This is a genomic window from Rhodococcus sp. WS3 (assembly GCF_003797085.1).
Lineage (GTDB): Bacteria > Actinomycetota > Actinomycetes > Mycobacteriales > Mycobacteriaceae > Rhodococcus_F > Rhodococcus_F globerula.
This window is the reverse complement of the sequence record NZ_RKMA01000001.1, coordinates 159376-181011: the sequence shown is the minus strand read 5'-3', so window position 1 is coordinate 181011 and position 21636 is coordinate 159376. Positions and strand designations below refer to the sequence as shown.

Here is a 21636-nt window from a genome sequence, read left to right as displayed (position 1 = left end):
AACGGAATGACGTGTCAGTTTCTGATGTGCGGTTCACGAGGGGATTTCAACTGATGGCAGTGCAGTACGACGCAGTAGTGGTCGGGGCGGGCTTTGGCGGAATGGGCGCAGCCATTCAACTCAAGCGGTTGGGCCTGAACAACCTGGCGATCCTCGAACGCGAGGATGATCTGGGTGGAACGTGGCACGTCAATCGCTATCCGGGATTGGCGGTCGACATCGCGTCGGTCACCTACTCGTATTCGTTCGAGCCCAATCCGCACTGGTCGAGGCTCTTTGCGCCAGGTGCGGAATTGAAGAAGTATGCCGACCATGTCGCGGACAAGTACGACCTACGACGCCATATGACATTCGGCGCCGTCGTGAACGGCGCGCGGTGGGACGAGGACGAGGCGCACTGGGTGGTGTCCGTGGACGGGCAGCCTGAGATCACCGCGACCTATCTACTGACGGCGACGGGCTTTCTCTCTCAGCCGCATCGGCCGGATATCTCCGGCATCGACGAATTTGCGGGCAAGATCATTCACACCACGGCGTGGGACGATTCGTACGATCTTGCCGGTACGAAGACGGCAATCATCGGAACCGGCGCTACTGCAGTGCAACTCATTCCCGAAGTTGCGCGCCAAGCCGCGGATCTGACCGTGTACCAACGCACGCCAATCTGGGTTGTTCCCAAGCTCGACGTCCCCATTCCGTCGGCCGTCCAGAAGCTCTTCTCTCGAATTCCGTTGACCCAGCGGATCGCGCGAGCTGTCAGTTCCGGAATTCTGGAAATGATCATGGTGAGCGCTGTCTTGCACTACAAGCAGGTGAAGTTGCTCAACAAGGGCGCCGCAGCAGCATCGCGTGCCTTCCTGCGGTCGCAGGTCCGCGACGCGGCGCTGCGTAAGCAGCTCACTCCCGACTACGATTTCGGATGCAAGCGACCTACCTTCTCCAACAGCTACTTCCGTACATTCACCAAACGAAACGTTCACCTCGAGACCACGTCGATCGACCACATTGCCGCCGACGGTATCGTCACGGTTGACGGTCGTAAGACCGAGATCGACACTCTGGTGCTGGCTACTGGGTTCAATCTGTGGGACGTCAACTTCCCGGCCATCGAGGTTATCGGCCGAGAGGGCAGAAATCTCGGAAAGTGGTGGCGTGACAACCGTTTCCAGGCGTATGAGGGAGTGTCCGTCCCGCATTTCCCTAACTTTCTCACCCTCGCGAGTCCCTATTCGTACAGCGGGCTGTCCTACTTCACGACCATCGAATCGCAGATGCAGCACATCGAGCGACTGTTCGGTGAACTGAAGCGGCGAGGAGCCGACACCTTCGAGGTCACCGAGGCCGCCAATACCGAGTTTCTCGACCGAATGACCGAAAACCTGGCGGACTCCGTTTTCTACGGCGGCAGTTGCCAGACCGCGCGAAGCTATTACTTCAATCAGCACGGTGAGGCGGCTATCCTGCGGCCAACATCGACGCGCAACGCATTTGTCGAGGCGAAGCGCTTCCCTCTCGAGGCCTATTCGATCTCCTGAGCTTTCCTGCGCTTGTTTCCTGGCAAAGGGCGACGGTGCGCTGCGGCAAAAAGGGATATCCTGATTTTGGGCTTCTCGAGATCAGTGCCAGCGAATCTTCGGGGAGGGTTGGTTGGTGCAAGGTTGATGTCGGAAATCGATCCGTTTGGTACGCAGCGTGCTGATCCGTTCAGCACGGCGCACGATACGTCGAACGTCGTCTCCGAACTGGAGATGTCGGGGCTGGAGGACGCCCGAGAGATCGGGCGTGGAGGCTTCGGCGTCGTCTATTGCTGTTCGCAGCCGCGCTTGGATCGCATCGTTGCTGTCAAGGTCCTGACCGCGAGCGTTGAACAGGAAAACGATGCTCGCTTCGTCCGTGAACAACACGTGATGGGGAGGCTGACCGGTCACCCGAACATCGTCAACGTTTTGCACGTCGGCACCACTGCAAGCGGTCACCCGTACATCGTGATGCCGTATCACCCGAGAGGATCTCTGGAAACAAGAATTCGTTCGACGGGTCCGCTGTCGCTGAACGAGACTCTTAGGCTCGGAGTGAAAATTGCCGGCGCCCTCGAAAGTGCTCATCGACTCGGGATCCTCCACCGGGACGTCAAACCTGCGAACATCCTGTTCACCGACTATGGCGAGCCGGCGATCACGGATTTCGGTATCGCGCACATCGTGGGCGGATTCGAGACGTCCACCGGTACCGTGACGGGATCGCCGGCGTTCACGGCACCCGAAATTCTCAGCGGAGAGCCGCCCAGCGTTGCGGGAGATATCTACGGTCTCGGTGCAACATTGTTCTGCGCTGTGTCCGGGCACGCGGCATTCCAACGTCGCAGCGGCGAGGAATTGATCGCGCAGTTCTTGCGCATCACGACCGAGCCGATTCCCGACCTCCGTGAACTGGGAATCCCGGAAGGGATGTCCGCGGCGATCGAGCACGCGATGTATGGCGACCCACTTCGGCGGACTGCTTCTGCCCGCGAATTCGGCGAAGACCTTCGGAAGATCCAGTCGGTTAAAGGTTTTCCCGTTACCGATATGGCGCTGCTGGCAACTGAAGCGGGTGAGGAAAGTCAGCAGAACTCCGGAGCGTCAGATGGCAATGTCCTCGTCAGATACGCAGGCTCGTCTGCGACAACCACGTCCCCGCCCCCTTCCGGCAATTTGCCGTTGGAACTGACCAGCTTCATCGGTCGGCGGCGAGAGTTGACCGAAACCAAAGCGAAGATTCTCGAATCGCGGCTGGTCACATTGACGGGTATCGGTGGCGTAGGAAAGACTCGGCTGGCGGTGAGAGTCGCAGCGGATCTGCGACAGAAATTTGACGACGGAGTGTCCGTAGCCGAACTGGGCGAACTCCAGGACGCGTCTTTGCTTGCCGAACTTGTTGCGTCCTCGCTCGGGATCAGAGACCGAACCGGCCCCCTCGACGACGTATTGGCTGACTTTCTTGCCAATCGGAACGTTCTGCTTTTGCTGGACAACTGCGAACACCTGGTTGATGCAGTAGCCGATCTGGTCACGTTTCTTCTGCGTGTGTGTCCGGACCTTCGCATTCTCGCAACCAGTCGTGAACCGCTCGGTATCGGTGGCGAGACTGTCCTTCGGGTGCCGCCGTTGTCCGTGCCCGCCCCCGACCGCGAAACGTCGATTCACGGTCTGTCCAGATTCGACGCGATCACGCTGTTCACTGATCGCGCCGCCGCGGCATTGCCTGGATTCGAGCTGACTGAGGGAAACAAGGTCACGGTTGCGCGGATTTGTCAGCGGCTCGACGGATTGCCCCTACCCATCGAATTGGCTGCAGCCCGATTGCGTTCGATGTCCGTCGAACAGATCCTGGATCGGTTGACCGACCGGTTCAAGCTTCTCACACTCGGTAGTCGTAATGCGCCGTCCCGTCAACAGACCTCGAGGTTGTGCATGGACTGGAGTTACGACCTCTGCACCAGGTGGGAACAGCAGTTGTGGGCGCGGCTGTCCGTTTTTGCCGGTGGCTTCGAACTCGATGCAGTGGAAAGCATTTGCTGCGGCGATCACAGTGCGGACGAGTTGCTCGACGGAATGGCCTCGCTGGTCGACAAGTCGATCCTGATCCGCGAAGAATCGGAAACGGTCGTGCGTTTCCGGATGCTCGATACGCTCCACGACTACGGCCGCGAGAAGGCAGAGGAATCCGGCGACTACGGTTTGTTGCGGCGGCAACATCGCGACTGGTATCGAAAGATGGTGCTGGAAGCGGAAACCGAATGGATCAGTGCCCGGCAGAAAGACTGGATTGATCGATTGGGGAGAGAACAATCAAATCTCCGCGACGCGATGGACTACGCGGAGTCGACGCACAGTGACGACCGCCTCGGGCTGCAGATCGCCGGCGCACTCTTCCCATTCTGGCTCTCGCGTGGACTTTTCAGCGAGGGGCGCTATTGGCTCGATCACCTCCTGGACATCGATGTCGAGCATCCGACCGTCGACAGAATCAAAGCGCTATGTGCCAGTGGCGTTCTCGCCGAAATCCAGGGTGCGCTCGATGTCGCGGCGGCGCGTGTTGCCGAAGCGGTCGAGCTGTCCCAAAAGCTGGATGTGTTCGATCACCTGGACTTGTCCGAGCATCTCGACGAGTGGACCTCGCAGGCTAGGGTGATCCAAGCGCAAGGCTGCCTCGAACTGTTTCTCGGCGACACTGCGCGCGCGTGTGACTACCTCCGGAAGGCGTTGGACCTGGTCGGCACCGGCGATGATCTCGCCTTGCGGGTGTGGATTCTGAACACGCTCGGGATGGCGTACGAAGCCAACGGCGAGACGGACCAGTCGATCTCCTGCCATGAGCAGGTTCTTGCGATCACGCAGCGCACCGGCGAATCGGTATACCGGTCCTACTCGCTGTGGTCGATGGGCGTCGCGGTCTGGCGTCAAGGAGATCTCGCTTACGCAGCGGACCTTGTCAAACAGGCATTGCGTATCGCCGAACGCGTCGAGGAACCGCTCACAGCGACGGTGTGCCTGGACGCGCTTGCATGGATTGCCGGCGCCGAACACGACGAACGTCGCGCCGTGGTCTTGATGGGCGCCGCCGAGGCGATCGTCGACATGGTGAACAGTTCTCCGGTTCTGTTTCCGAGCTTGGGAAACTATCGGCAGCGATGCGAGCAGGAAACGCTTCGTGCGCTTGGCAGCCAGGCTTTTCGCAGTGCCCGGAATCAAGGGCACGCCCTGGACTTTCACGAGTCCGTAGCCTTTGCGCTGCAAGAGAATCCGTCGGCTACAGGCCAGGAGGCCGGATTGAGTGCGCGCGAACAACAGGTTGCCGACCTCGTCGCTGTCGGCCTGGATAACAAAGCCATCGCGGATAACCTGGCAATCTCGGTTCGGACCACGCAACGGCATATCGAGCACATTCTGACAAAGCTCGGTTTCACCTCGCGCACACAACTCGCGGCGTGGGAGTTGGAGCAGCCCTCGTAGCGCTGGGGATCATGACTTGTCGCAATGGATGCAGTCGGGCGGAACCGTGCGGTACTCCCGTGCGTCCAACTGGGTGAAGCCAATGGACAAGGGGGAGTGCTGTGAGGCCGTGGGGCGCTTGTCTGTCGGTTTCTGTGGTCGCTCTACTTGGGGGATGTTCCTCGACGGTCGAGGGTGAGGCTTACCCGGTCGATTCGATCGGAATGTTCGATCCGTGCGCGGTTCTGAGTCACGATGACCTGTTGAACCTGGGTGTTGACCCCGGCACGCAGCGTGTGGACCTCCTAAACACCCACATCGATGGATTCAACGTGTGTAGCTGGGAGGGCTCGTGGTTCTATCTCGGACTTACGTCAGCGGATCGTTCACTCGATGCTGTGGAAAAAAATTCCACGATTCGAGATTTGCGTCGAGACGAAATCGCGGGACGAAGCATTCTTGTGTACCAGGAACAGGGCGATGACGGGGATTTGGCATGCAACGTAGCCTTCGCGACAGCTCGGTCAACCGCGATGGTTCGTGTGGGTGCAAAGTTTAGTATCGACCGGCCTGAAACGCCATGCGCACTAGTAGAGCGGGCGGCGCAAACTATCGTTCCGCTGCTGTCCTGAAGGGGTGGGATTTTGTCTTGACCGAAAATCGAGTTATTGAGAGTGAGTGTGAGATCAGTGTCAAATTCGGATCAGGTATTCGGCGTTGACCCGAATGTTGCAAAACCGCTGGCGATTGCATGTGAGGTACTGATCGCCGAGTATCGATCGTTAGTAAACGATGCCCAACACATCAAGCAGTTTGGAGGTTTCGGTACTCTGAACTCCGGTCTTGCTCTCCAAGGAAAATTTCAAGAAAAGACATTTGGTAGTCCAGACTCATTGGTGAATGCGTTGGAAAGTCACATCGCCGCAGTCGATGGCATGCGCGCGTACTTTCAGAAGTGCATCGACAATGCAGTAACACAAGACCAAACCAATGTTGACTCTCTCAGGGGTGTGGGTCAGACCAACTGAATTATGTTCATTATCGGACGGATTGACACATATTGCCATACTATGTTCAACAGCTATCAATTGCATTTCCTGTTGAACGAATTGTCAATGGTGATTCCGAAGAACGAGCAAGAAGAACAATCGATCGCCGATCTGAAAACTGCGGCGAAATCTGCAATCCGTCGGCATGGATATCTCTGTTTCGTTGGAGATTGAGTGTGGTCGCGCCCTGTTCGATACGAGAAGTTACGACCCGCGCAATCGTCGGGCGGGAGCAGTCGGTCTGAAGGGAAGCGAACCTGACAGTGCAATATTGCCGGCGATAGTTACGTCGACTTATGCGTCCATGTCCTCGACTTCACCCCGGCGGGAACCATGACAATCGGGTATCTGTTCTGGCGGTCCAGGCGCGAGGCGACAGAACTGTGCAGCAACTGACTCATCGCGGAAATCGGACCTCGTCGCGGCGCCCCGATCACGATGGTGAACGCGTCGTACTTCTCCGCCGTCGACACGATGAGATCTGCCGGGTCATCGTGCTTGCAGTCGTATGTCCACTTGCCGGGGTGAGATGTCAAAGCAGAGAGTGCGCGTTCACGTTGAGTGATCATCGCGGAATTGAGGCGTTTCTCGAACCGAGGTGAATCGGTTTCCACGGGTTGGTCCTCGGCATCGATGCAGTGAACGACATGAAGTGATGCATCTTCCGCGGTGGCCAGCGAGAGGGCAAAGTCCAGTACGTCACCGCCCGACGGTTCGCTGCCGATGCCCACCACGACATGGCGTGGATTGACGATGCCTTTTGCTGGGCTCTCGAGGTGGAAGGTGTGCTCGGGGTGTGGTCCGTCATGATGCTTCTTCATCGCGAGTTCTCCTTAACCAGGCGAACGAATCTACGAATTCGGAACTTTGACAACTACTTTACGGCTGTCGCCACTGAGTTTCCGGAGGCGGATTCCGCAGGAGAGGCCGTGGGACGGTATAAACGTCCTATGAGTCTTGACCCCGCGATTGCAGCAAAACTGAAGCGAAATGACGCCGGACTGTTCAGCGCAGTCGCGCAGGAAAAGTCCACAGGCGATGTGTTGATGGTCGCGTGGATGGACGACGAAGCACTCGCTCGCACTTTGGAAACCCGTAAGGGAACGTACTATTCGCGTTCACGTCAGCAGTACTGGGTCAAGGGGGAGACGTCGGGCCACACCCAGTATGTCCACGAAGTTCGCCTCGACTGTGACGGCGATTCAGTCCTTCTGATCGTCGATCAGGAAGGCGCTGCGTGCCACACCGGCACACACACCTGCTTCGATACCGACGTACTGCTCGCTGCAGAGTAGGAAAACTTCACCGAAGGGGAGCATTATGGCCGCGACGAAGACTCCGCAACCGCTCGACTATTCGTTTACCTCTCCGATCGAGAAGGACGGCGCGTTTGCGACGTATCTGACCGTGCCGGGGTCGGCGGACCGGCTCGGTACCCGGCGAGCAGTCAAGGTTGTTGGCACGCTGGACGGTGAGCACCCCTTCGAAGCGACCTTGATGCCCTCAGGCGACGGACCGCATTGGTTGCCACTGCGGGTAGCGCTGTGCAAAGCGATCGGTAAGAGCGCGGCAGGCGAAGAAGTGTCGGTTCACCTGCAGCAGCGTTTGAGCTGACTTTTGCCTTGATGAAGGAGCGTCATGGTCGCTGAAGCAGTTGACTCTTTGTCATTGGTAACCCGGCACCTGAGCGGGGTCAGTGGCGACGAGGGGAAAACGCGATCGCTCCACATGTCGCGTGAACTCGCGGCTCCGATCACGACGGTGTGGTCGGCAATAGCCGACTTGGATCGCATTCCACAGTGGTTCATGCCTGTTTCAGGCGACGCCCGACTCGGTAGTCGCTATCAACTCGACGGCAATGCCGGTGGTGAGATTCTGGCGTGCACCGCGCCGCACACACTGAAGATCACCTGGGAATACGGCGGTGACGTCAGCTACGTGACGATCAAATTGATCGAAACCTCCAGCGGGGAAACACTATTCGATTTCGATCACACCGCCGATGTCGACCCGGATCGTTGGAGTGAATACGGGCCAGGTGCCGTCGGGGTCGGTTGGGACATGGGATTGCTGGGATTGGCACAACACGTCGAACAGGGAACCAACACACCGCTGGAGACGCCGGAGTGGTTGGCAAGTGACGAAGCCAAGGCATTCATGGCAGCCAGTAGTGAATTGTGGGCTGACGCCGCGATTGCTTCCGGCGACGATCCTGCGCAGGCGCGAGCCGCCGCCGCACGAACAACCGCTGCATACACCGGGTAGAGATCATCTCCGCGGACTAACATCGGAATAGTCTGGTTGTTGCGGGACTTCCGCGCCACGAGCGGAGACAACGATGGTGTACCGGCTCATCGAAAGTGCGACGGTATTCGTTCACTTCAGCTTCATTCTCTACGTGGTCTTCGGTGGTTTCGTGGCGTGGAAGTGGCGTCATACAATTGTTTTTCACCTCGTCGCAGTCGCGTGGGGTGCAGGTTCGGTCCTGATCGGATATGACTGCCCGCTCACGCATCTCGAGAACTGGGCCCGTCGGATGGCGGGAAGTTCCGAATTACCGTCCGCAGGGTTCATCTCTCACTACATTGCCGGCGTTTTCTATCCGGTCAGTATCGAAGCGATTGTCCAGGGCGTTGCCGCGACAGTGGTCGTGGGTTCCTGGGTGGGATACGTGTTGCTCGGACGGCATGTGAAGTCTGCGTCGGTAGGGGCGCAGCCACGCCGTTGATGGTGTTTTCAGGCGAGTCCGGTCTCCCACGTGAAGCCGTCCGGATCGGTGAACGGCGCCCCGTCACCAGTGATGATGATTCGACTCGATCCGCTGCCTTCGGGTGCGACGCCGGCATCTTTGGCCAGGGCCTTCTGGCCGTACAGCGCAACCGTGAGCTTTTTCGGGGTAGCTGTGAACTGGACGTACTTGCGTCCGTAGCTTTTCGACACCTCGAGACCGTGATCGACGTAGAACTGCTTACTGGCCTTGACGTCCTCGACGCCGAGCAACAGCACGAGATCTTCGATCTCCCGGGTCGCTGGGCCGGTGTTCTTCTTCGACGACGTTGCCACTTTCCAGATTGCGCCGTCGGGTGCCTGTACAACACCGCCGTATCCCCAGAACGATTTCTTGACGGGCTTCAACACTGTGGCGCCGGCTTCGAGGGCCGCATCGACGAAGGCGTCGACGATGTTCGGCTGCGACACGACAAGCGAAAGCGTGTGGCCGCGGAACCCTGTTGTCGGTGTCTGCGACGCTCGTACACTCACGCGGTCTCCGACGCCGAAGGCATCGTAAAAGGATTGGGCGGCTGCGGCATCGGGGACTTCGAGGATCACGGACTCTGCGGTGGTCATCTTGGCGCTCCTCGTTGATATGCGAGCGGACTGGGGATCACGTGGTGAATTCATGTCTGTAACGGTAGTTTCGGTGCGGCAACCGTCGCTTCTCGATTCCTGATCGGTTTTGTGCGCGCTCCGGGCCGCTACGGGTTTGCCTGGATATCAACAGATCTGGTGTGCGTGTAGAGGTCGCGCAGTAGGGCGACCTCGGACAGATGATGGATCAGTTCGCGGTGGATGTGCAGCACCAGATCGGCCATCGCCAATTCGGGGTACGGCTCCTTCGCTCCGACTGGTTCCCGCAGTCCGCTCTCGCCGAGACTCCGGACTCCGGTGAGCCAGATATCGAGCTGTGTCTCGAGTTGTTCGAGCGCCTCGGCTCCCGTACCGGCGTACTCCCAGGTCTCGTACGACGCGGCGGCAGCACCGAAGTGTGAAGCATTCCGCGCGGCAAGCACACCGACAATGACGTGGCCGAGTCGCCACGCGATAGTCGTGAAAGGCGGTGGGACCGGCTCGGGAAAGGCGAAGTCGATTGAGAACTCTCCACCGCCGACATGCATCGGTGCCGTCGACTGGCCGCGAGGACGGATGCTCCAGGCATTGGGCACCGGGGACCAGAAATACTCGTCGTCGGTGAGACCGTCGAGTCGAGTTTTGATCTGATGGTTCCAATGGAATTCCCACTGCTCGCGGAGCGTACGATTCCAGTCGAATTCAGTTGCGTTCATGTACTCACTCTGCCTGCGTCGCTAGCTACGTGCGTCGGAGAGCAATCACGGGAATAGTGCGGATTCCAGCCGTCTTCTCTGCGTACTCTGCAAAACCGGGATACCGCTTGGCCTGCTCGTTGAAGATCTTGTCGCGTTTGTCGCCGGTCACGTCGCTGACAGCAACCGAGTACTTTTCGGTGCCGACTTCGATTTCGGCGTGGTCCGTTGCAGTGAGGTTGTAGTACCAATCCGGATTGGTGGGGGCGCCGGCTTTGGACGCAAAGACGTAGATGGTGTCGGGGTCTTCCTCATCGGCCAGGTACATCATCGGGCTGACGAATTCACGTCCGGACTTTCGGCCTCGATGGTGGACCAACACCATCGGTGCGCCTTCGAAGGGGCCTCCCACGTGACCTTGATTTTCTCGGAATTGGGCAATGATGTCTGCGTTCCAGTCGTCAGTACTCATCGTCGTCTCCTGGTTAGGACTGTGGGGGTTTCGATAACAAAATCTTGGCACACCTTGGGATGCGAGGGGTTGTGTTCAGACATACTTGATCTATTATCTACGCATGAACGCAGATAGTCAGATTTGTAGGCGGAAGCTTCCCGACGATCAGGTGGACCTCGTCGTCGAGGTGTTTCGGATGCTCGCTGACGCGACGCGTGTGCAGATTCTCTGGGCGTTGGTCGATCGAGAGTGCTCGGTGAACGAACTGGCGGAGCGCGTCGGAAAGCCCGCGCCGTCAGTGTCGCAGCACCTGGCAAAACTACGGATGGCTCGATTGGTGCGAACCCGTCGTGAAGGCACCACTGTGTTCTACCGCCTCGAGAACGACCATGTGCGCCAACTGGTTACCGACGCAGTCTTCAATGCCGAGCACGCCGGTCCAGGCTTGCCGGGGCATCACCGCACCGCCGGAGAACTCCGTGAGATACATCCTGAGCGCGTGCCTCGCGGAAATGAGGAGGAGGGGGCGTCATGACGAACGAACCCACTGTTGGTCACGGTCACGGCCATGGCCATCCTCGCGGTGGTTTCCGGTCTGCCGTGCGTGATGTGTTTGCGCCACACAGTCATGACGCGGCAGACAGCGTCGACGACGCTCTCGAATCGAGCAGGATCGGTATCCGGGCAGTCAAGATCAGCTTGGTGGCGTTGGGAATCACTGCTTCGGTGCAAGTGGCGATCGTTGCGATCTCCGGGTCGGTGGCGCTGCTGGCGGACACCATTCACAACTTTTCGGATGCGCTTACCGCGATCCCGCTGTGGATTGCCTTTGCTCTTGGACGACGAGCGGCAACGCGTCGATACACGTACGGATTTGGCCGTGCCGAGGACTTGGCGGGACTGTTCGTCCTGGCCATGATCGCTCTCTCTGCGGTGATTGCCGGTGTCGAGGCAGTTAGGCGGCTCGTCAATCCGATCGAGATCGATCATCTGGGATGGGTCGCTGCCGCAGGTCTGGTGGGCTTCGTCGGCAACGAACTTGTGGCGTTGTACCGGATCAGGGTCGGTCGGCAGATCGGTTCCGCCGCTCTGGTCGCCGACGGATTACACGCTCGGACAGACGGATTCACGTCATTGGCAGTTCTGCTCGGTGCCGGGGGAGTTGCGTTGGGGTTCCCGCTTGCAGACCCGATCATCGGACTTGTCATCACCGCTGCCATAGTTGCCGTGCTCCGCAGCGCTGCGCGTGACGTGTTGCGACGTCTCATGGACGGCGTCGAACCGGAGTTGGTGGACGATGCTGAAACCGCTTTGCGTGCGGAACCCGGCGTTCTCGGGGTTCGCGGTTTGAAGATGCGGTGGATCGGTCATCGATTGCATGCGGATGCAGAACTCGACATCGATCCTTCTGCGAGTCTTGCGGAGGCCCACGCGATTGCGCACAGCGCCGAACACACATTGACGCACGCGGTTCCGAAGCTGTCCTCAGCGTTGGTTCATGCGTACCCCGCCCACGCTACGCTCGACAGGCACACAACAACATGACCACTTTGTTCTGGATATCCTGTTCACTAGGGGTTTCCTCGGTACGCTACAAAGCGTCGATCGGACGTATCTCACGCCGCCACGGAACGGGGAAACCAGTGATCGCTCGGTGCAGAAGGTCGCTCGTCGCCCTGGTAGTGGTGTCATTGACGGTGGCCTTGGCTGCCTGCGCAACGGGTGATCCGGTATCTGGTGCCGGCGCCAATTACGGTTCGGACGGGGCGCCGGCCGACTTCCGGGAACCGATCAAACTCAGTAGCGTGGACGGTGTTCTCGAGGTGCGATTGTCTGCGCACCAGGGATCGGTGCCGCTTGATACTGCGTCGGGAACAGTGTCGGACTTCTTGCTCTTCGGATACGACGTCATTCGTGGCGCAGCGTCCGATGGGTCGAGTTCCGGAACCGATGTGTATCCGGCTCCGACATTGCGGGTTAATCCTGGCGAGCGTTTGATTATCCACTACGACAACGACTTGCAAGATCTCACGATCGAGGACTTCTACGATCCCGCATTCACTCCGGCGGGTGGTGAAGTACCGATCTATCCTCCGGTTCTGACGTCTGCGCCGCTCAATCTGCACACTCATGGCGTGCACGTCAGTCCGGACGGTAATGCCGACAACGTGTTGCTCAACATTCCCGCCGGGCAGGGGAATGTTTACGACTACGCGATTCCCGGAACGATGCCCAATGGTTTGTACTGGTACCACAGCCACCGTCACACGCTCACTGCTCAACAGACATATATGGGACTCGCGGGACTGCTGGAAATCGGCCGCCCCGATGGGAATTTGCCGATAGTGACGGCCAATGACATACCAGTTCGCGATATGGCACTGCAGTACAACTTCATTTTTGACCGCAAAGGCCTGGGCCGAAAACTCAATGACGCAATGTGGCCACAATTTGTCAGCACTTTGGATCCGCCGACGGGTCAGGAACTTGCCGACGGCTCGTACCGCCCTAGTCTCGCGCCGGTGAATTTCTCGGAAACCACGGAGGGCTCACAGTATTTCACCAACTGGTACAGCGGGCCCTTGTCACCGGCCAACCATCGTGGGCAGAATCAGTTTGTCCCCGCAAATCTGCAGAGTTTCGTTGGCGAATCGACGAACGTTCCGGCCGATCTGTCGCTGCCGGACAATCAACGCGATGTGCAGTACACCGTGAACGGGCAGTTCCAACCTTCGTTGAAACTGAAGCCGGGTCAGACCGAAATCTGGGTGCTCGCCAACATCAGCGACTTCGCGTACCTGCCGGTTACGTTGACGGAAACCGCGACAGGCCACCATCCGCGGTTCGCGATAGTGGGTCAGGACGGAAACCCGTTCTCCGAGGTCAGGCCGCCGGTGGACGGTGACGGAACCAGGCTCGTGATTCCGCCGGCGTCGCGATACGCGATCGCGGTGACGATGCCGGAGTCCGGTGATCTGGTGCTGGAAATGCCGCCGCTCGACGGTGCACAACCGGTGAGCAATCCTGGCATTCTCTACACCAACAACGGCACCGATAATCCTCCTGCTGAGCTCGGAACCGTCACTGTCGACCCGTCGGTGATCAGTTACGCCGACGGATTCTTCACCTTCCCGACCCAGCAGCTGATCCGGGCAACGCCAGACGAAGGTGAAGGCAGGACAACACCATTCGAGTTCGGTAAGAAACTTGATGCCTATACGTCTTTCGTGGATACCGCAGCAGCGAATCCCGATGTGACCCGCAACCTGACTGTCTCTGGTGGATTCGGAAACAACAAGGCCAGTAACAGTGACCCGAAAGCCTTTACATATGAGTTCGCCGACAACACTTTCCCGAACATCCCCTTGATTCAGCCGCGGCTGAACTCGGTAGAGGAATGGACAATCACAAACCTCAACAATGACGAGCATCCAATGCACATCCACGTCAATGATTTTCAAGTGATGGAGGTTGTGGATCCTGTTGCCGGGACCACAACCGGGGTGCAGCAGTGGGGGATCGACAACGTCAACGTGCCTGCGCCTGTGACGGACGAGAATGAGAACGCGCTTGTACCGGCGTCGGTGACACTGCGTACCAAGTTCACCGAATACACGGGGACCTTTGTGATCCATTGCCATCGCCTCAATCACGAGGACAACGGTTTGATGGCGACGGTGAACGTGATTCCCGAAGTGTCGACGTATGCGGTTGCGGTGCCCGGCTCGCCCGGCGTGCCTGCGACCGTGCAGATCTTCGACGCGAACGGCGATACGATGCTCACAACCGTGACGCCATTCCCGTCGTTCGAGGGAACCCCGAGCGTGGCGATGGCAGACGTCAACGGTGACATGGTGCTCGACCTCATCGCTGGAACCGGCGCTGGCGGTGCACCAGAAGTGGTGGCGTACAACGCGGTCGACGGGCCACCGTTCACCGACGAACTGGCACGGTTTGCTCCTTTTGATGCAGGTTTCCGTGGTGGTGTCAACGTTGCCGGCGTCGATATCGACGGAAATGCATTGGCGGACAACATTATCGTGGCCTCCGGCCCGGGTATGGAATCGCAGGTCAAGATCTACTCCACCGTACTGCCGACGGACAAGAAGTCGGCGCCGGTCGAATTCGGATCGTTCATCCCATATCCGGGTTCGAGCAGCGGAGTCACCATTGCCACGGGAATGGTCGACGCGCATTCCGGCCGGGCGAGCATCGTGACTGCTCCCGGACCCGGCGACGAGCCGTTGGTGAAAACGTTCCGGTATGACCTGTACGAGCCGACAGCAGCCGCCGGAAAGACCGACGAACATGAAGGACACACAGGTGGGCCGGTGGCGACCTCGCAGTTCTTGGCATTCGATCAGAGCTATCGAGGTGGGGTATCACTGTCGACCGGTTGGGTGGCCGGTGCGGAAGGCGGCGCGAAATCCATAGTCGCCGGGATGAGCGGCGGAGACGGAACGGTGCGAATCTTCTCGAGCGGATCACGCCTCGACGGATCACCTGAGATGTATCTGGAAAGCCCCGACCACCACTCAACCGACGTTGCCTTTCGGGAGATTGCGTCCTTCGATCCGTTCGAGGGGCTCTCCGGCGTGAGCGTTGCGACTACCAGCACCACAACGGGAGCGGATTTGCTGATCAGCGGTAGCAGCGGAGCGAGTGCCGAAGTTCGGAAGTTTTCTTTGGGACGTGCAGATCCGTCTGCGACGACGCTAACGCCGAGCCTGATCGGAACCATGCCGTCGTATGTGAATGGGATCGGAGTATTGCCGCTAGGAGGTCGCTAGTGCTTCGGTCGAACGTCGAATGCTCTTGTATGTCAGAAGTTCTCGAGCGTAGACCTCCGGAAACCTGTCCGAAATGCCCCTTGAATCGAATGAATGTTCGAGTATACTTGCGGCAAGGGTGGGGAGGCCTTGATGACTACGGTGAGCGATTTTGTTTCGGTGGGGGATGTTGTAGCCGGTTCGGCGGCGGGTGTGCGTGGCAGGTTGTGGCGGTTGCGTCCGGCCGAGGTTCGAGACGTTGCCGTCTGTGCGTCTGCGGAGATTCTTCGGTTGGAAGCGATTCGGGTTGCCGCAGTAGATGAGTTGGCGCTCAATCCTGATGACCAGGTGCTGTGCTACCGCTGTGTTGGTCGCTGGTTGGCGGCGAACACGATGCTGCAGAACGCAGCCGGCAACAAAATCGCTGCCCTCGGTGCCGCGTTGCGGGGGTTCCCGGACATTGCTGCCCAATTCGAGGCCGGTGATCTCTCGCTCGATCATGCGGCAATAATTGCCGCGTTCTGTGAATCCCCACCAAAAGGTATGCCGGAGAACGCTCTACCGTCCTGCATGGCAACACTGCTCGCTGCCGCATCCGGCGTGGAGGCGACCACCATCAAACTCCGGTACGCGATTGCGGTTTTGGAGCGGATCTTCGAATCGGATGAGACCCCGCCCGGTGAGGATGATGATCTCAATGTGTTACGGATTTCGCCGACGCTCAACGGGCGCGTGGCTATCAAGGGTGATTTCGACGCGCTGACCGGCGAAATGCTGTTGTCGGCACTCTCGGGTCTGTCGATGCCGAAACCGGCTGCCGACGGAACCCCGGATCAGCGGTCGGCAGCCAAACGCACCGCGGATGCCTTCACGGAACTGATTCGCCGGTATCTCGACAATGCCATGACCGGTGTTGATGGTGGTCAGCGTCCGCATGTGAATGTGCACATCACCGCGAAAGATCTTGCTGAGCATCGGGACTGCGCCACCATACGCAGCGAATCCGATGACGACGAGCCTGATGTCGAGGATCTTGATGTCGGGTACATGCCGTGGATGGGACCACTGAGTGTGAGCCTGACGCGCATGTTTGCGTGCGATTGCATGCTCTCCACCGTCCTGATGGACGGCAAGGGTGCACCGTTGGATGCAACGCCGCACAAACGCCTCGTCACACCCGAGCAGCGGACTGCGTTGATTGCCCGGGACAAAGGCTGCGCCTTCCCGAACTGTGATGCCGTACCTGCTTGGTGCGACGCGCACCATATAAAACCCTGGTCAACCGGAGGCTTGACGGTGATGGACAACCTCACCCTCCTCTGCCGTAGCCACCACCGATTGATCCACAGCACCAGCGGGTTCCACGGGATCTGGGAAATCAAGATGGGTACCGATCACAAACCTTGGTTCATCCCACCAGCTGCGATCGACCCGAAACGACGACGCCGCCGGTCCACCACCCGCCAAGGCCCAGTGCATCGAGACTGAAACCGGCTCTGCCGGAACTGAATACCGTGTGAGAGCTTCGCATCACCAGGAAAGACGATGCGAAGCCCACACGCATGCGCAGCTCCTGAAGCAAACACGCACGGGTTCGCACGGCATATTCGTGGTGAGGGCCAAAGCGGGTAAGTAGGATTCCGCTGATGATGGGGAGGGACCGCTTTGCGTTCAGTGCTGCTGCGTGGTGCAGTGCAATCAGGGCAGCGACCAGATCTGTGTAGTGACCAGATAGAACACCACAACCCAGAACACTGTCACCGCTGCGACGATCGCCAAACCCTGAGCATTTATTTTCGCCGCGGGAACATCGGCCGGCGGACGCAACCAGCGACTCAGCAGACGGTTCACGTAATAAGGCATCGTGAAGAAACTCATGATGAAGCTCGAGAGAAGGTTTCCCACCAACAACCCAAGCCAGAGCGGCATTTTCAGTGGTGACAATGCCAAGGTCAGCAAGACGACAGTCGGGTACAGGCCAACCCACACCGCGATCGCAGTCTTGGTGTCCGATGGTGGTGGGGCTTCGTTGCCGTTCTCGTCGAACGCAAACCAACTGCCGAATGAATTGTCGACGGTGCGCAATTCGAAATCGTGGAACCTACGCCCCTCGGCAAGGAGTTCCTGACGTTCGGGGGAGGTCAGCCAGGTATCGAGATGGGCGGCGCTGTCGAAGCGGTAGAGAGTGGTCCATTCGTCTTGGACACCGTCGACGGGTCGAAAAAGTTCGGTGCCGCGGAATCCCTCGAACGTGCTTTCCACCTCGCGCAGGCGGTCTTGCCAGGCAAGGAATTCCTCGATGTTGTCATCACTGACCCGGTGTGACACAACAACGGTGAGAAGTGGATCGGGTGGTTTGATCCCGCCACTCACTACCTGTTGGGTACCGGGTCCATCGAAGAATTGGCGGCCGCGCTCGAGGAAATCCTGACGTGTCGCGCTGTTGATCCAGGCCTGAACATGGGCGATGGAGTCGAAGCGATACACGATTACCCACTCCGGGTGGATGGCCGTCGGCGCGGACACTTCGGTGCCCAGAAATCCGGCGTAGCCCGCGGCAGCCCGGTTGAGGTCCTTTTGCCAGACTTCGAACTGCTCTGCCATTCCGGCGTGTACCCGCTGACCGATGATGACTGTGGCGATGTTGTCGGCGGATGTTTCCGCGGTCATCGGTTCAACCCCGTGTAGATCCGTTCAGGAGTGAGGGGAAGCGACCGGAATCGGGTGCCGGTCGCGTTATGCACAGCATTCGCCAGGGCCGGGGCGACCGGGTTGATGCAGCACTCCGCCATGCCTTTCGAGCGGAGTGGGCCGACGGAATCAGCCGAATCGACCAGTATCACCTCGGTGCGAGGAACATCTGCATACGTGGGAATGCGATAGTTTCGCAAGTTCGGGTTCATCATCGCGCCGGCTGCGTCCACATGAAAGTTCTCGGTGAGAGCAAAGCCGATTCCCTGCGCGACGCCACCTTCGATTTGCCCTCGAACTTGTGCAGGATTGATGATCACACCAGCGTCGGTGGCATGAACGCTGGAGAGTATCCGGATTTCGCCGGTTATCCGGTGCACTGCGATTCGGAAGCCGTGAGTATTGGACACCACGCTCCGCGGCGATCCGTAGGCCTTGCGGGCCACGGTAAATCGGATCCCGCGTTGCCTCGCGGCGTCGAGAACTTCTTGCAGAGTCAATCGTGTACTTGCGCAGACGATCTTGTCGTCGTCCATCGAGCACTGATCGACTGCAACGCCAGTGTGGTGTGCGGCAAAGGCAAGTAGGCGATCTCGCAACGCATTCGATGCTCGCAAGACAGCGTTTCCGGCTACAAACAGGCCGGCGCTGGCAAAAGCCCCCGTGTCGAAACCGGTACGGTCGGTGTCCGACTGGATGATTCGCACCCGGGACGGTGTGGTTCCCAACTGATTCGCGGCGATCTGGACGTGAGCGGTGGACGTTCCTTCGCCGAATTCGACTGTGCCGATGGCAAGTTCGTACATGCAGTCGTCACCGAGCGTGAGCCAGGCCTCCGAGATGTGCTCAGTGGGTGGGGCGGTCTCGTGTAATGAGCTGGCTGTGCCGGTGCCTATGAGCCATTCCTCGCCGAGAGGTGGGACCGGTTCGCGGCCCAGTGCGGCGTCCACCAGGTCGATGCACTGGCCGAGTCCGTCTTCGGTGAAGATGACGTCATCGGGTCCGTCCTCGAGCGCGACCAGTGAATCGCCTGGCCGCACGATGTTGCGTCGGCGCAGTTCCAGCGGGTCCATGTTCAACGCGAGTGCGAGTTCGGTCATCGCGGACTCCACGGCAAATGCGGGCTGAGTCATCCCGTAACCGCGCAGGGCTCCACTCGGAACGTTGTTCGTGTAGACGGAATACGCGTCGAACTTCTTGTTTGCGCATCGGTACAGCGAGACGGCAGCTCCGCCGGCGAACAACGTTTCACCGCCGTGGTTTCCGTAGGCGCCGGTGTTGGAGATGTTTCGGTATTGAAATGCGGTCAGCGTCCCGTCCGCCGTGGCGCCCAATTTGATGGTCAATTTCATCGGATGCCGCGGAGATGCGGTGGTGAACTCCTCTTCGCGCGTGAACTCGAGGCTGACGGGTCGGCCAGTGTCCAGTGTTGCCAGTGCAACGAGGTCTTCCGTGATCACCTCTTGTTTTCCGCCGAATCCGCCGCCCACCCGTTTGCAGAACACGCGAAGCTGATCCGGGCGCAGATCGAACAGGTGGGAGAGTTTGACCTTGGCAATCGACGGCGACTGCGAGCTGGTGCGTACGTGCAGGCGTTCGTCCTCCATCCAGGCGATGGAACCGTGTGTCTCGAGGTGTGCATGTTGGACCCGGGGCGAGAAGTATGTGCCTTCGTGGATCACGTCCGCCGCTGCGAACCCGGCGTCCACGTCGCCGACATGCCCATGGATCTCGAGCAGGATGTTGTGCTCGGGGTCGCGGACAAACGGGTCGTCCGATCCGTGCAATGGCGGGGCGCCATCGGCCATCGCCTCCTCTGGATCGAAAACAGCCGGGAGAACCTCGTACTCGACCACAACTCTGCGACGACCTTCTTCGGCTGCGGCAATGGATTCGGCAAGTACGGCTACCACCCGCTGCCCGACGAAGCGCACCACGTTGTCGAGAATGTAGGTGTCGTCGGGATCCACAAGGTGGTCGGTATGGATGGCCGTCGTGAAACGCTTGCGCGGCACGTCTTTCCAGGTATAGACGCGGTGCACTCCGGGAACGGCGAGCGCAGCAGCAGTGTCGATCGAGACGATTCGCGCGTGGGCGTGCGGTGAATGCAGCACCTTCAGATGCAGCATCCCGCCGGTCGATGTATCCATCGTTGTATCCATCGTGAACTCGGCGCGGCCGGTCACGATATCGGTAGCGGCGGGTGCGCCGACGCTTGTCCCTACTGCTTGCCCGGGTAGTGCGACCTCGATCGCGCTGACTCCGTTGACCGCGTCCTCGATCGCTCGATAACCGGTGCAGCGGCACAGGTTTCCCTTCAGGGCGCGCGGCAGGTCGTCCTTCTGATCGTCGGTCAATGCTGCCGCCGTCATGATCATGCCGGCGGTGCAGAAGCCGCACTGAAATCCAGGCGCGTCGCGGAACTGCGCCTGCATCGGGTGCAGATTCTCCGGAGTGCCTAGGCCTTCGATAGTCGTGACATCGCGACCTTCGGCTCGAAAGGCGGGGGTGATGCAGCTGTGGATCGGAGTGCCGTCAAGCCAGACGGTGCAGGCTCCACAATCGCCCCCGTCACATCCTTTCTTGACGCCGTGATGGCCGAGTGTCCGGAGGAAGGTGCGTAGACACTGCCCCGCGAATGGCTGCTCGCTGAAGATCCTGCCGTTCACCACGTAGCTCATAACCGGTCCTCGCTCAGTTCCAGGCGCAGTTCCTCGGCGTAATGCCGGGCGAGGTGAAGGCGGTGGTCAGGGGTGCCGTTGGGGTCGTCAAACCAGGCAGCTTCAGGAATGGCATTGATAACGTGCTGCAGCGAATCGCGGTCCGGGATGGTGGCAAACGACAGTTGGATCGGTCGGGTTGTTCCGGCGGTGATGGTGAGCAGGAGATCAGTAGTGCCCGGTGTCCGAGTAGCGATCATGAAGATGGTGGAACGGCCGAGGTGGGTGAGACTGAATCGGCGGTGGGCGTGACGTTTGGTGAGCGCGTGAATCGGAATGTCGATGCTACGAAGCACCTCGCCCGGTTCGAGGATGTTCTGGTGGTCTCCGATCACAAAATCGGCGGCGTCGACGATTCGTTCGGTGCCGTCGGTGGACCACAGCGTGTATGTCGCCTCGAGTGCGACGCACAGCGTGATCATCGGGCCGGCGGGCAGCGACATGCAGATGTTCCCGCCCACCGTTGCGCTGTTCCAGACCTTGAACGAGGACAGGAAGTACTCACAACTGATACGACAGAGTTGAGCGGCCGGCCAATCACCCGGCGCTACAAACGTATACAGGTCATGGATCGTGCAGGTTGCGCCGATGGTGAGACCGGTCGCGTGTGTTTCCAGCGGCGTCCAGCCCAGCGTTGTCAGATCGACAAGGCGATCCAGATCGGGCTGTTCTGCTGAAAACAGCCATGTACCACCGGCAAGCCACGCGTCGCCGACCCGCCAGATCGCACCGGGGCGATCCGGTGGTCGCCGAACTACGTCGTTGATGGTGGTGAGGTCCATGCGTCGTGCTCCCCTCGGGGAAGTGACATACCGGACTGCGACATTACCGAGTACACGAAGCGCATTCACATGTTTCGGGTATTTCAGACCAATCGGAATTAAGTCCAACTGGTCGGTGCATGCGATTTCAGATTTTGGGTACGTCTGAGTACGGG

Annotated in this window: 19 protein-coding genes; 12 read left to right on the top strand and 7 right to left on the bottom strand. The window is 59.3% G+C overall.

The features are described from left to right. Positions 1–53: 53 nt before the first annotated feature. The 4 genes from EEB13_RS00720 (at position 54) to EEB13_RS00705 (ending at position 6001) form a co-directional block, all read left to right on the top strand. Positions 54–1535, top strand: a complete 1482-nt coding sequence (locus tag EEB13_RS00720; protein ID WP_033230907.1) for a flavin-containing monooxygenase — start codon at positions 54–56, stop codon at positions 1533–1535. A 126-nt stretch (positions 1536–1661) separates the two neighbouring features. Then, a complete protein-coding gene (locus EEB13_RS00715; RefSeq protein ID WP_141484415.1) occupies positions 1662–4994 on the top strand; it encodes a protein kinase domain-containing protein in 3333 nt (1110 codons plus the stop codon). Positions 4995–5095: 101 nt separating this feature from the next. Then, on the top strand, positions 5096–5605 hold the full coding sequence (locus tag EEB13_RS00710; RefSeq protein WP_315985004.1) for a DUF3558 domain-containing protein: 510 nt from the start codon (positions 5096–5098) through the stop codon (positions 5603–5605). A gap of 57 nt (positions 5606–5662) precedes the next feature. Further along, positions 5663–6001, top strand: a complete 339-nt coding sequence (locus EEB13_RS00705) for a hypothetical protein (protein WP_141484414.1) — start codon at positions 5663–5665, stop codon at positions 5999–6001. A 305-nt stretch (positions 6002–6306) separates the two neighbouring features. On the opposite strand, the gene EEB13_RS00700 is transcribed toward EEB13_RS00705, so the two are convergent. Then, positions 6307–6843: a universal stress protein gene (locus tag EEB13_RS00700; RefSeq protein WP_141484413.1), complete on the bottom strand. Its 537-nt coding sequence runs from the start codon at positions 6841–6843 to the stop codon at positions 6307–6309. Between the two features lie 129 nt (positions 6844–6972). On the opposite strand from EEB13_RS00700, the gene hisI reads away from it, so the two are divergent. The 4 genes from hisI (at position 6973) to EEB13_RS00680 (ending at position 8750) form a co-directional block, all read left to right on the top strand. Next, positions 6973–7317, top strand: coding sequence for a phosphoribosyl-AMP cyclohydrolase (hisI, locus tag EEB13_RS00695; RefSeq protein ID WP_033230902.1), 345 nt, complete (start codon positions 6973–6975; stop codon positions 7315–7317). Positions 7318–7342: 25 nt separating this feature from the next. Continuing rightward, positions 7343–7636, top strand: a complete 294-nt coding sequence (locus tag EEB13_RS00690; protein WP_141484412.1) for a DUF1905 domain-containing protein — start codon at positions 7343–7345, stop codon at positions 7634–7636. A 24-nt stretch (positions 7637–7660) separates the two neighbouring features. Continuing rightward, entirely contained in the window at positions 7661–8287 is a 627-nt protein-coding gene (locus EEB13_RS00685; protein WP_141484411.1) for an SRPBCC family protein, read from the top strand. Between the two features lie 73 nt (positions 8288–8360). After that, a complete protein-coding gene (locus EEB13_RS00680; protein WP_045070148.1) occupies positions 8361–8750 on the top strand; it encodes a DUF2784 domain-containing protein in 390 nt (129 codons plus the stop codon). An 8-nt stretch (positions 8751–8758) separates the two neighbouring features. On the opposite strand, the gene EEB13_RS00675 is transcribed toward EEB13_RS00680, so the two are convergent. The 3 genes from EEB13_RS00675 to EEB13_RS00665 all read right to left on the bottom strand — a co-directional run bounded on the left by EEB13_RS00675 (position 8759) and on the right by EEB13_RS00665 (position 10537). Next, complete coding sequence (locus tag EEB13_RS00675; RefSeq protein ID WP_141484410.1) at positions 8759–9370, bottom strand: glyoxalase; 612 nt, start codon at positions 9368–9370, stop codon at positions 8759–8761. Between the two features lie 128 nt (positions 9371–9498). Further along, a complete protein-coding gene (locus EEB13_RS00670; protein ID WP_141484409.1) occupies positions 9499–10086 on the bottom strand; it encodes a DinB family protein in 588 nt (195 codons plus the stop codon). Between the two features lie 25 nt (positions 10087–10111). After that, a complete protein-coding gene (locus tag EEB13_RS00665) occupies positions 10112–10537 on the bottom strand; it encodes a nitroreductase/quinone reductase family protein (protein WP_033230896.1) in 426 nt (141 codons plus the stop codon). Between the two features lie 103 nt (positions 10538–10640). Between EEB13_RS00665 and EEB13_RS00660 the strand changes: the two genes are divergently transcribed. The 4 genes from EEB13_RS00660 to EEB13_RS00645 all read left to right on the top strand — a co-directional run bounded on the left by EEB13_RS00660 (position 10641) and on the right by EEB13_RS00645 (position 16776). Further along, positions 10641–11054 carry an ArsR/SmtB family transcription factor gene (locus EEB13_RS00660; RefSeq protein WP_095886449.1) on the top strand — a complete coding sequence of 138 codons (414 nt, stop codon included), beginning with the start codon at positions 10641–10643 and terminating at the stop codon, positions 11052–11054. Next, entirely contained in the window at positions 11051–12064 is a 1014-nt protein-coding gene (locus EEB13_RS00655) for a cation diffusion facilitator family transporter (RefSeq protein WP_141484408.1), read from the top strand. Before EEB13_RS00660 ends, EEB13_RS00655 begins: the two co-directional genes overlap by 4 nt. A gap of 98 nt (positions 12065–12162) precedes the next feature. Beyond that, complete coding sequence (locus tag EEB13_RS00650) at positions 12163–15309, top strand: multicopper oxidase family protein (RefSeq protein ID WP_141485501.1); 3147 nt, start codon at positions 12163–12165, stop codon at positions 15307–15309. Between the two features lie 132 nt (positions 15310–15441). Further along, complete coding sequence (locus EEB13_RS00645) at positions 15442–16776, top strand: HNH endonuclease signature motif containing protein (RefSeq protein ID WP_141484407.1); 1335 nt, start codon at positions 15442–15444, stop codon at positions 16774–16776. Between the two features lie 210 nt (positions 16777–16986). Here EEB13_RS00645 and EEB13_RS00640 read toward each other — a convergent pair whose 3' ends face one another. Genes EEB13_RS00640 through EEB13_RS00630 form a run of 3 tightly spaced genes read right to left on the bottom strand, consistent with a single transcriptional unit; the run spans position 16987 to position 21481 of the window. Next, positions 16987–17958 (bottom strand): antibiotic biosynthesis monooxygenase, encoded by a 972-nt coding sequence (locus EEB13_RS00640; protein ID WP_045070134.1) that lies wholly within the window; start codon positions 17956–17958, stop codon positions 16987–16989. Beyond that, the gene (locus tag EEB13_RS00635) at positions 17955–20660 is read right to left on the bottom strand and encodes a molybdopterin-dependent oxidoreductase (protein WP_141484406.1); all 2706 of its coding nucleotides are present in this window, start codon (positions 20658–20660) and stop codon (positions 17955–17957) included. The genes EEB13_RS00640 and EEB13_RS00635 overlap by 4 nt, the downstream gene beginning before the upstream one ends. Beyond that, positions 20657–21481 carry an FAD binding domain-containing protein gene (locus tag EEB13_RS00630; protein WP_033230890.1) on the bottom strand — a complete coding sequence of 275 codons (825 nt, stop codon included), beginning with the start codon at positions 21479–21481 and terminating at the stop codon, positions 20657–20659. The genes EEB13_RS00635 and EEB13_RS00630 overlap by 4 nt, the downstream gene beginning before the upstream one ends. Positions 21482–21636 lie beyond the last annotated feature (155 nt).